The sequence below is a fragment of the Pseudomonas protegens genome, from assembly GCF_003732485.1.
Lineage (GTDB): Bacteria > Pseudomonadota > Gammaproteobacteria > Pseudomonadales > Pseudomonadaceae > Aquipseudomonas > Aquipseudomonas protegens_B.
On record NZ_MOAK01000086.1, the window covers coordinates 216,670 to 225,514 of the forward strand.

8 protein-coding genes are annotated in these 8,845 nt (G+C 65.0%); 5 read left to right on the forward strand and 3 right to left on the reverse strand.

Annotation, left to right across the window (positions count from 1 at the left end):
- Nucleotides 1-1,931, forward strand: a 1,931-nt coding sequence (locus BLX41_RS27995) for a LuxR C-terminal-related transcriptional regulator (RefSeq protein ID WP_259745264.1), incomplete at its 5' end; no start/stop codon positions are given.
- 10 nt (nucleotides 1,932-1,941) lie between these two features.
- Here the strand turns inward: BLX41_RS27995 and BLX41_RS28000 are convergent.
- Nucleotides 1,942-2,742, reverse strand: a complete 801-nt coding sequence (locus BLX41_RS28000; protein ID WP_123727503.1) for an IclR family transcriptional regulator — start codon at nucleotides 2,740-2,742, stop codon at nucleotides 1,942-1,944.
- A gap of 167 nt (nucleotides 2,743-2,909) precedes the next feature.
- On the opposite strand from BLX41_RS28000, the gene hmgA reads away from it, so the two are divergent.
- The 4 genes from hmgA to BLX41_RS28020 all read left to right on the forward strand — a co-directional run bounded on the left by hmgA (nucleotide 2,910) and on the right by BLX41_RS28020 (nucleotide 7,679).
- Nucleotides 2,910-4,214, forward strand: a complete 1,305-nt coding sequence (gene hmgA / locus BLX41_RS28005) for a homogentisate 1,2-dioxygenase (RefSeq protein WP_123727504.1) — start codon at nucleotides 2,910-2,912, stop codon at nucleotides 4,212-4,214.
- Between the two features lie 3 nt (nucleotides 4,215-4,217).
- On the forward strand, nucleotides 4,218-5,519 hold the full coding sequence (gene fahA / locus BLX41_RS28010; protein ID WP_123727505.1) for a fumarylacetoacetase: 1,302 nt from the start codon (nucleotides 4,218-4,220) through the stop codon (nucleotides 5,517-5,519).
- Between the two features lie 12 nt (nucleotides 5,520-5,531).
- Entirely contained in the window at nucleotides 5,532-6,170 is a 639-nt protein-coding gene (gene maiA / locus BLX41_RS28015) for a maleylacetoacetate isomerase (protein WP_123727506.1), read from the forward strand.
- A 138-nt stretch (nucleotides 6,171-6,308) separates the two neighbouring features.
- Nucleotides 6,309-7,679 carry an MFS transporter gene (locus tag BLX41_RS28020; protein WP_123727507.1) on the forward strand — a complete coding sequence of 457 codons (1,371 nt, stop codon included), beginning with the start codon at nucleotides 6,309-6,311 and terminating at the stop codon, nucleotides 7,677-7,679.
- Nucleotides 7,680-7,691: 12 nt separating this feature from the next.
- Here BLX41_RS28020 and BLX41_RS28025 read toward each other — a convergent pair whose 3' ends face one another.
- Together BLX41_RS28025 and BLX41_RS28030 are read right to left on the reverse strand one after the other, a co-directional pair.
- Complete coding sequence (locus BLX41_RS28025; protein ID WP_123727508.1) at nucleotides 7,692-8,159, reverse strand: GNAT family N-acetyltransferase; 468 nt, start codon at nucleotides 8,157-8,159, stop codon at nucleotides 7,692-7,694.
- Between the two features lie 59 nt (nucleotides 8,160-8,218).
- Nucleotides 8,219-8,845, reverse strand: a 627-nt coding sequence (locus BLX41_RS28030; RefSeq protein ID WP_259745265.1) for a transglutaminase family protein, incomplete at its 5' end; no start/stop codon positions are given.

The following is an 8,845-nucleotide window of genomic DNA, read 5'->3' on the forward strand; positions in this document are numbered from 1 at the left end:
GTATCGCCCTGCTCGATGGCAGCGAGCTGGTTACCCAACCCTGCAAGCCAGGGCGGCCCAACACCTTGCTGGAGTACCTGGAGCACGAGCTGTTCAGCGTGTTGCCGACGGAGCTGGCGGAGGTTTGGCAAGTGCTGGCCCACATGCCGCGGTTCAATGCCGAGCTGTGCGAGCACCTGTTTGGCGCCGGGGAAGGGGCCCAGTACCTGCGTACCCTGCAGGACCTGGCCTGCTTTATCGAACCCTGGGAAGGCAGCGCCGACTGGCTGCAGGTGTTCCCGCCCCTGGCCCGGCTGATGCGGGATGAGGCCTGGCCCACCGGGCGCTCCTGGCATCGGCGGGCTTGCCAGTGGTTTACCGCTCAGGAGGACTGGCAGTCGGCCTTTGAGCAGGCGCTATTGGCCGAGGAGTATGAAGTCGCGGTCAGCCTGCTGGAGCATTTTAATTTCGAGTTCCTGTTCCAGCAGCACAACGGGTTGTTGCTGTTGCAACTGCATGAGCGGCAGGGCGCCGAGTTGTTGTTGGGCAGTCCGCAGTTACTGGGGTTGCTGGTGGCGGCCATGCTGTTTGCCGGACGCTTCGAACAGGCCGGGCAATGCATGGCCCAGATGGCACGGTTCGCACCGCAACCTTCGGCCGGTGAACAACGCCAACTGCTGGCGCGCTGGCAGGCACAACAGGGCTGGCTGTTGCATCTGGCTGGGCGGATGGACGCCGCGCGGCAGCACTTTCTCGATGCCTTGAGCGAACTGGCGGATAGCGCCTGGACCACCCGCTTGCTGTGCCTGTCCGGTCTGACCCAGCAAGCGCTGCTGTGCGGTGAGCTGGACGTGGCCCAGTCCCTCAATCGCGAGGCTCTGTGTCTGGCCCGGGCCCAGGATGCGTTGCTGTTCGAAGGCTTGCTGGAGCTCGACCACGCCCAGTTGCTGGAGCAACGCGGCGCCCCCCATCGAGCGCAAAGTTTGCTGGAGCAGGTGATCGAGCGTTTGTCCGGGCAAGCGCTGCGCGCCACACCCTTGCTCGGGCGCCTGGCCTTGCGCCTTGGTCGGCTGGCGTTGCGCCAGGGGCACGATGTGCAAGCGGCCGGGTATTTTCGCCGAGGGCTCGAGGATTGCCTGGTCAGTCATGACAAGCGCGCTCTGTATGGCTTTCTCGGTGAAGCCCAGTTGGCGGCCAACCAGGGCGACTACGCCCAGGCGTTCGTTCGCCTGCGAGACGCCGAGCGGCTGATGCAGCAACGGCAGATCCCCGACACCGTCTACCGTGGCGTGCTGTTGCAGGTCAGCAGCCAGCTCTGGCTGCAGCAGGGCCGGCCGGAGCTGGCCCACGAAGCCCTGAGCCGGGTGCTCCGGCATTTTCGCGGGCCCCAGGCACTGCAAGCACCGCCGGCCACCCTGGAATTGATCCCGAGCATCGAGTACCTGCTGGTGCTGGCCGAGGTTGATCTGGGGCGGGTCCAGGCACCGGTGGCCACTTTGCAGGGGCTGCTGGCACGGGCCCAGCGCCACGGCATGCTGGGGCTGGAGGCTCACGTGCAGTTGGCCCTGGCCGAGGTGGCCTTCACCCTCGGCGATCAGGTTTTGGCGGCGCAGGCGTTGCAGGCCGGGCAGGAGCTGGTGGCGCGCTGCAATCTGCCCCAGGCCCTGCACGAGTTGCGCCTGCGACAACCGACGTTGTTGCAGGCGCTGGGCAGCCCACCAGCCACGCTCGCGGCGGCGCCGCAGGAGAGTCAGGACAGCCTGCTCAGCCTGCGGGAGTTGCAAGTGCTGCAATTGATCGCCCAGGGCTGCTCGAACCAGCAGATTGCCGAGCAACTGTTCATTTCCCTGCACACGGTGAAGACCCACGGCCGCAGGATTCACAGCAAGCTGGGGGTCGAGCGGCGTACCCAGGCAGTGGCCAAGGCCCAGGCCCTGGGGCTGATGACTTGAGGCGTGCCGGTTACTCGGGCTGCGGTTGATAACCCATGCGCCAGCTCACTGCAGAGCTGGCCGCCAGCAGGCGTTGGGCTGCGGGTCCATGTTCATCGGCGTGAAACAGCGATGTCGGCCCTACCACTGTCAGCACCGCGGCGATCTTGCCGGTGGCATCGAACACCGGCGCCGACAGGGCATCGACCCCAGGCATCAGCAAACCGTGGACATGGTGCAGGCCGCGCTGGCGAATCTGCTCGGCCAGTGCGTCGTGGACCTGTGGGTCGGCCAGCGCATGGGGGCTGCTTGTAGACAGTTCCTGCTGGCGCAGATCGAGGGTTTCCCGCTGTGGCAGGTAGGCGTTGAACACCAGTCCGGTGGATGAGCTGAGCAGGGGCAGCACCGAGCCCAGTTGGGTGACCACGGTCACCGCCCGCACCGCCGGTTCGATGTGCACCACGGTCGCGCCCTGATTGCCCCACACCGCGAGGAAGCAGGTTTCGTTCAATTCGTCCCGAAGTTCCGCCAGGGGCAGGGCGCCCACTTTCAATACATCCATGCTGCCCAGGGCCGCCAGCCCCACCCGCAAGGCTTCACGGCCCAGGCCGTAGTGATTGGTGGCGGTGTTCTGTTCGGCAAAGCCGCTGGCGATCAACGCCTGCAGGTAACGGTGCACCTTGCTCGCGGGCATCTGCACATGTTCGGCCAGGCGCGAAAGAGAAGTGGCCGGCGACAGTTCGGCCAGAGCCTTGAGGATGTCGGTACCGACTTCGGCCGAGCGGACTTTCTGTTTTCCGGTGCTGTCGCTGGTGCTGCGCGGCTTTTCCATGGAGGTGTTGGGGTCCCGTGACAAGTGGCGGTCTTTATAGCTTGACGCTCTCGGGCAATCAAATTACGTTATGCGTAATTGGATTACGATAAAAATAACCCAGGCGTGCCGATAACTCTTGTGAAGGAGTGGTGGGCCCCTGCCTACTCCAACTTCCAGGAGGCTCCATGAACCTCGATTCTTCGGCGTCGGCCCTCAGCTATCAATCGGGCTTCGGCAATGAATTCGCCAGCGAAGCCCTGCCAGGCGCACTGCCCGTCGGCCAGAACTCCCCGCAGAAAGCGCCCTACGGCCTGTACACCGAACTGTTTTCCGGCACCGCCTTCACCATGACCCGCAGTGAAGCCCGGCGCACCTGGATGTACCGCATCCAGCCCTCGGCCAATCACCCGGCGTTTGCCAAGCTCGAACGGCAACTGGCAGGCGGCCCCTTGGGAGATGTGACCCCCAACCGCCTGCGCTGGAACCCATTGCCGATCCCTGCCGAGCCCACCGATTTCATTGATGGCCTGGTGGCCATGGTGGCCAACTCTGCAGCGCAGAAGCCTGCGGGCATCAGCGTCTATCACTACCGCGCCAACCGTTCCATGGAGCGAGTATTCTTCAATGCCGACGGTGAAATGCTCCTGGTGCCGGAACTGGGCCGCCTGCGCATTGCCACCGAGTTGGGCGTGCTGGACCTGGATCCCCTGGAAATCGCCGTGCTGCCCCGGGGCCTGAAGTTCCGCGTCGAGCTGCTGGACCCCCAGGCCCGTGGCTACATTGCCGAAAACCATGGTGCGCCGCTGCGCCTGCCGGACCTGGGCCCCATTGGCAGCAACGGCCTGGCCAATCCCCGGGACTTCCTGACCCCGGTGGCCCACTACGAAGACCTCAAGCAGCCCACCACCCTGGTGCAGAAGTTCCTCGGCGAACTCTGGGGCTGCGAGCTCGACCATTCGCCGCTCAACGTGGTGGCCTGGCACGGCAACAACGTGCCCTACAAATATGATCTGCGCCGCTTCAACACCATCGGTACTGTCAGCTTCGATCACCCGGACCCGTCGATCTTTACCGTGCTGACCTCACCCACCAGCGTGCCGGGTCTGGCCAACCTCGACTTCGTGATCTTCCCGCCGCGCTGGATGGTGGCCGAGAACACCTTCCGTCCACCGTGGTTCCACCGCAACCTGATGAACGAATTCATGGGCCTGATCCAGGGCGCCTACGATGCCAAGGCCGAAGGCTTCCTGCCCGGCGGCGCGTCCCTGCACAGCTGCATGAGCGCCCACGGTCCGGACGGCGAGACCTGCACCAAGGCGATCAACGTCGAGCTGCAACCTTCGAAGATCGACAACACCATGGCCTTCATGTTCGAGACCAGCCAGGTGCTGCGTCCCAACCAGTTCGCCCTGGAATGCCCAGAGCTGCAGAACGACTACGATGCTTGCTGGGCCTCGCTGCCCGCCACCTTCAACCCGAATCGGAGATAACCCATGACCTCAACCATCACCCGTAGCTGGGTCGAGTCCGCCAACGGTCACCCCGACTTCCCGTTGCAGAACCTGCCCCTGGGGGTCTTCAGCACCCAGGGTTCGGCGCCCCGCAGTGGTGTCGCCATTGGCGAACAGATTTTCGACCTGGAAGCGGCGCTGGACGCCGGCCTGTTCGAAGGCCAGGCCCAGGCCGCGGTGCAAGCCGCCCGTGGTGGTCAGTTGAACGCTTTCTTCCAGCTTGGCCGTCCGGCCCGCGTCGCCCTGCGTGAGCGACTGCTGGAGCTGCTGGGCGAGGGCAGCAGCCTGCGTGGCAAGATCGAAGCCCAGGGAGCGAAGCTGCTGCCCCTGGCGGCGGACTGCCAGATGCACCTGCCGGCCAAGATCAATGACTACACCGACTTCTATGTCGGCATCGAGCACGCGCAGAACGTCGGCAAGCTGTTCCGTCCCGACAATCCCCTGCTGCCCAACTACAAGTACGTGCCCATCGGCTACCACGGTCGTGCCTCGACCATTCGCGCTTCCGGTGCCGATGTGCGCCGGCCCAAGGGTCAGACCTTGCCGGCCGGGCAGAGCGAGCCGACCTTCGGCCCTTGCGCACGCCTGGACTATGAACTGGAACTGGGCATCTGGATTGGCCAGGGCAACGAGATGGGCGAGCCCATCGCGATTGGCGACGCCGCCGAGCACATTGCCGGTTTCTGCCTGCTCAACGACTGGTCGGCGCGGGATATCCAGGCCTGGGAATACCAGCCGCTGGGGCCATTCCTGTCGAAGAGCTTCATCACCAGCATTTCGCCCTGGGTGGTGACGGCCGAAGCCCTGGAGCCGTTCCGTCGGGCCCAGCCCCAGCGCCCTGAAGGCGACCCGCAACCCTTGCCGTATCTGCTGGACAAGCGCGACCAGGCCGCTGGCGGCTTCGACATCGAGCTGGAAGTACTGCTGATTACCCAGGCCATGCGCGAGCAGGGCTTGCCGGCCCACCGCCTGACCCTGAGCAACACTCAGCACATGTACTGGACCGTGGCACAGATGGTGGCGCACCACAGCGTCAACGGCTGCCAGTTGCAGGCCGGTGACCTGTTTGGTTCGGGCACCTTGTCCGGTCCGCAGAGCGGTCAGTTCGGCAGCCTGCTGGAGATCACCGAAGGCGGCAAGAAGCCCATCGAACTGGCCTCCGGCGAGGTGCGCAAGTTCCTCGAAGACGGCGATGAAATCATTCTGCGCGGGCGTTGCCGCCGCGAAGGTTTCGCCTCCATCGGCTTCGGCGAATGCCGGGGCACTGTCCAGCCGGCCCGCTAAGGGGAGCGCCTCATGCAGCTCTATACCTACTACCGTTCCACGGCGTCCTACCGGGTGCGCATCGCCCTGGCCCTCAAGGGCCTGGAGTTCCAGGCCATCCCGGTCAACCTGCTGGTGCCCAAGGGCGGGGCGAACCGCCAGCCGGAGTACCTGGAGATCAACCCTCAGGGTCGGGTTCCGGCCCTGCGCACCGATGAAGGCGATCTGCTGATCCAGTCACTGGCGATCATCGAGTACCTGGAGGAGCGTTATCCACAGGTGCCGCTGCTGTCCGAGGATCTGGTCAGCCGCGCCCAGGAGCGGGCGGTGGCCGCCATCATCGGCTGCGACATCCACCCGCTGCACAACTCCAGTACCCAGAATCTGCTGCGGGAATGGGGGCATGAAGAAGACCAGTTGCTGGTGTGGATCGACCATTGGATCAGCCAGGGCCTGGCCGCCCTGGAGCAACTGATCGGTGATCACGGCTTCTGTTTCGGTGATGAGCCGGGGCTGGCCGATGTGTTCCTGATTCCCCAGCTGTACGCCGCCGAGCGCTTCAAGGTGTCTCTGGATGAGTATCCACGGATTCTGCGAGTCGCAGCCCTGGCTGCGGCGCACCCGGCGTTCCAGGCTGCGCACCCGGCCAACCAGCCGGACACCCCGGCCTGAGCCTGCACGCTGCCCCGGCATTCGGGGCGGCGTGCCATCCGCATCACCCGGGCCCCGCAACGGGGCCTGAGCGGTCACCGCCTGTGACCTGCGCAACACTGCTGCTCATAACCATAAAAAACGAACAGGTACCTTGCGATGCAAAATCAGATTGCCAGCTTTCGTGCTGCGCTCGACGCCCGCCCGGTGTCCCGCTATCAGTGGTTGCTCCTGTTGCTTCTCGCCTTGCTGCTGGTCACTGACGGCTACGATGCCCAGGTCCTGGGTTATGTGGTGCCGGCCCTGGCTCAGGACTGGGGCCTGGAAAAGTCCGCCTTCGGTCCGGTGTTCAGCGCCAACCTACTGGGTTTGACCCTCGGCTCTCTGGCAGTGACACCCCTGGCGGACCGTTTCGGGGTACGGCGGATTCTGCTCTGTTGCGTGCTGATCTACGCCAGCCTGACGGTGCTGATGGTGTTCGCCAACTCCCTCCACAGCCTGATGGCCGCGCGCTTTATCTGCGGGATCGGCATGGGTGGCGCCATGCCCAGCGCCATGGCCCTGATGTCCGAGTATTCGCCGCCGCGCCTGCGCACCCTGATGGTGACCCTGGCCGCCTGCGGTTTCTCGTTCGGTGGCGCTGCCGGTGGTTTTGTCGCTGCCGGTTTTATCGACCGCTTCGGTTGGGAGGCGGTGTTCCTGGCCGGTGGGATCACGCCTTTGCTGCTGTTTCCGTTCCTGGTCTGGCGCCTGCCCGAATCCCTGCCGCGCTTGCTGCGGGACGCGCCGCCTTATGCGCGCTTGCGCAAGGTCACTGCGCAGATGCTCCCGGACTGGCAGCCTCCGCCCGTTGTCAGCGGCGCCGGTGAAGCACCGGCAAGCAGCAAGCTCACGGTGGTGGAGCTGTTCCGCCAGGGCTATGCGCGGCCAACGCTGCTGATCTGGTCGACCTTTTTTGTCAGCCTGATCCTCCTGTACTTCATGATCAGTTGGCTGCCGACCTTGCTGCTGGAAAGTGGCCTGGCCCTGAAACAGGCCAATCTGGTGACCTCGATGTTCCTCTTTGCCGGCACCTTGGGGGCGATCTGCATGGCCTGGTTCGCCGACCGCCTCAAGCGCAAGGTGCGCCTGCTGGCGGCCGTGCTCGGCGCCGCGGCACTGTGCACGGTGTTGCTGGGCTTGAATCACGACAACCCGCGTTATCTGGTGGTGTTCGTGTTCGCCGCCGGTTTCTGCATCATCGGCGGGCAACTGACCCTCAACGCCTTCGCCAGTAATTTCTATCCGGCTCAGGTGCGCGCCACCGGCACCGGCTGGGCGCTGGGGGTGGGACGCTTCGGTTCGATCCTCGGGCCCTTGTTCGGCAGCATGCTGCTGGCGATGCATATCCCGGTGCAGCAGATTTTCTTCTTCTGCGCGATTCCAGCGGTACTGGCGGCCTTGCTGATCATCCAGGTGCGCTCGCCGTCCGAGGCTTGTGCGGGTGGTGCGGGAGCGGCCCCGGAGCTGCAGGCGCCGCTCAAGTCCTGATGTGCTGTCGGTTCAGCGTGCCAGGTGCTTGATCATCGGCACGCAGGCCAGGGTCAGGCCCCGGGGAGACTGGTACTGGGCGATCCGCTCGCCAACGAAACCGCAATGACGGTAGAAGTCGGCGGCATTCAAGGTCGAGTCCAGGATCAGGTGCGGCAGCTCGGCTTGCAGTGCCCGTTCCTCAAGGTAAGCCATCATCTGCCGGCCAATCCCCTGGCCCATGTAGGCCGGGTCGACGAACACCGCGTCGACCTGTCCGGTCTCCAGGTCGAGCAGACCGCTGGCGGTTACCTGGTCGTCGATGACGGCCACGTAGCCGGTGTTTTCCACCACTTCGATGAAGTAGTCCGCCAGGCTGCCGGCGGTCCAGATCTGCAAGTCGGCGTCGGGGTAGTGGCCTCGGCACTGGTGGTTGATGGCTTGGTTACGAATGTCGAAGACCCGTTGCGCGTCATCGCCATGAGCTTTTCTGATCAGCATGCTGTGCCCGTTCCGTGGAGTGAGCCGAGTATCCTGCCAGAGCCCGGTCCGGGATGCGATCAGTGGACCACGGTGTTGGGCGGCAGATGCCCCAGGCGTTCGGTCAGGCGCAGGCGCTGGATCGGATCGTCGCTGAGCAGCAGCGCGTGCTCCAGGTCGAAACGCTCGGCATTCGGGCATTCCAGGCGCTGGTAGAGGCTGGCCCGGGCCAGGTAGTCGGCGGCGCTGCCGTTGCCCAGTTCCAGCACACGCTCGGCATTGATCAGGGCCCCCAGGTTGTCGTCGTAGGACAGGTGCAGCTGGCGCAGGTTGCGCGACAGGCGCTGGAACATCTGCAGCGGCTCGGCGCTGGCCAGGTGTTCGGCGCTGAGCTTGATATGGGCGCCGTACTGGCGTTGCAGCAGTTCCCGGCAGTCAGCGGGGTACAGTCGGCGTCCGCCGCAGGGGTCCAGCAGATGGTCGGCGCCGGGCACCCGCAGCAGGAAGTGCCCGGGGAAGTTCACCCCCACCATGGGAATCTGCAGCCGTTGTGCCAGCTCAAGGGCAATCAGAGCCAGGGCCAGGGGTTGCCCGCGGCGCGATTCCAGGACCTTGTCCATCAGCGCCGCCTGGGGGCGCAGGGGCAGGTGCTCGTCCTGCTGGAAGCCCAGGTCGTTCATCCGCCGCAACAGCGGCTGGGCCCGGTT

Bases quoted from the DNA above. Each gene is read 5' to 3' on its own strand.
- maiA (WP_123727506.1), top strand. From the start codon at position 5,532: ATGCAGCTCTATACCTACTACCGTTCCACGGCGTCCTACCGGGTGCGC.
- BLX41_RS28000 (WP_123727503.1), bottom strand. From the start codon at position 2,742: ATGGAAAAGCCGCGCAGCACCAGCGACAGCACCGGAAAACAGAAAGTC.
- BLX41_RS28025 (WP_123727508.1), bottom strand. From the start codon at position 8,159: ATGCTGATCAGAAAAGCTCATGGCGATGACGCGCAACGGGTCTTCGAC.
- hmgA (WP_123727504.1), top strand. From the start codon at position 2,910: ATGAACCTCGATTCTTCGGCGTCGGCCCTCAGCTATCAATCGGGCTTC.
- fahA (WP_123727505.1), top strand. From the start codon at position 4,218: ATGACCTCAACCATCACCCGTAGCTGGGTCGAGTCCGCCAACGGTCAC.
- BLX41_RS28020 (WP_123727507.1), top strand. From the start codon at position 6,309: ATGCAAAATCAGATTGCCAGCTTTCGTGCTGCGCTCGACGCCCGCCCG.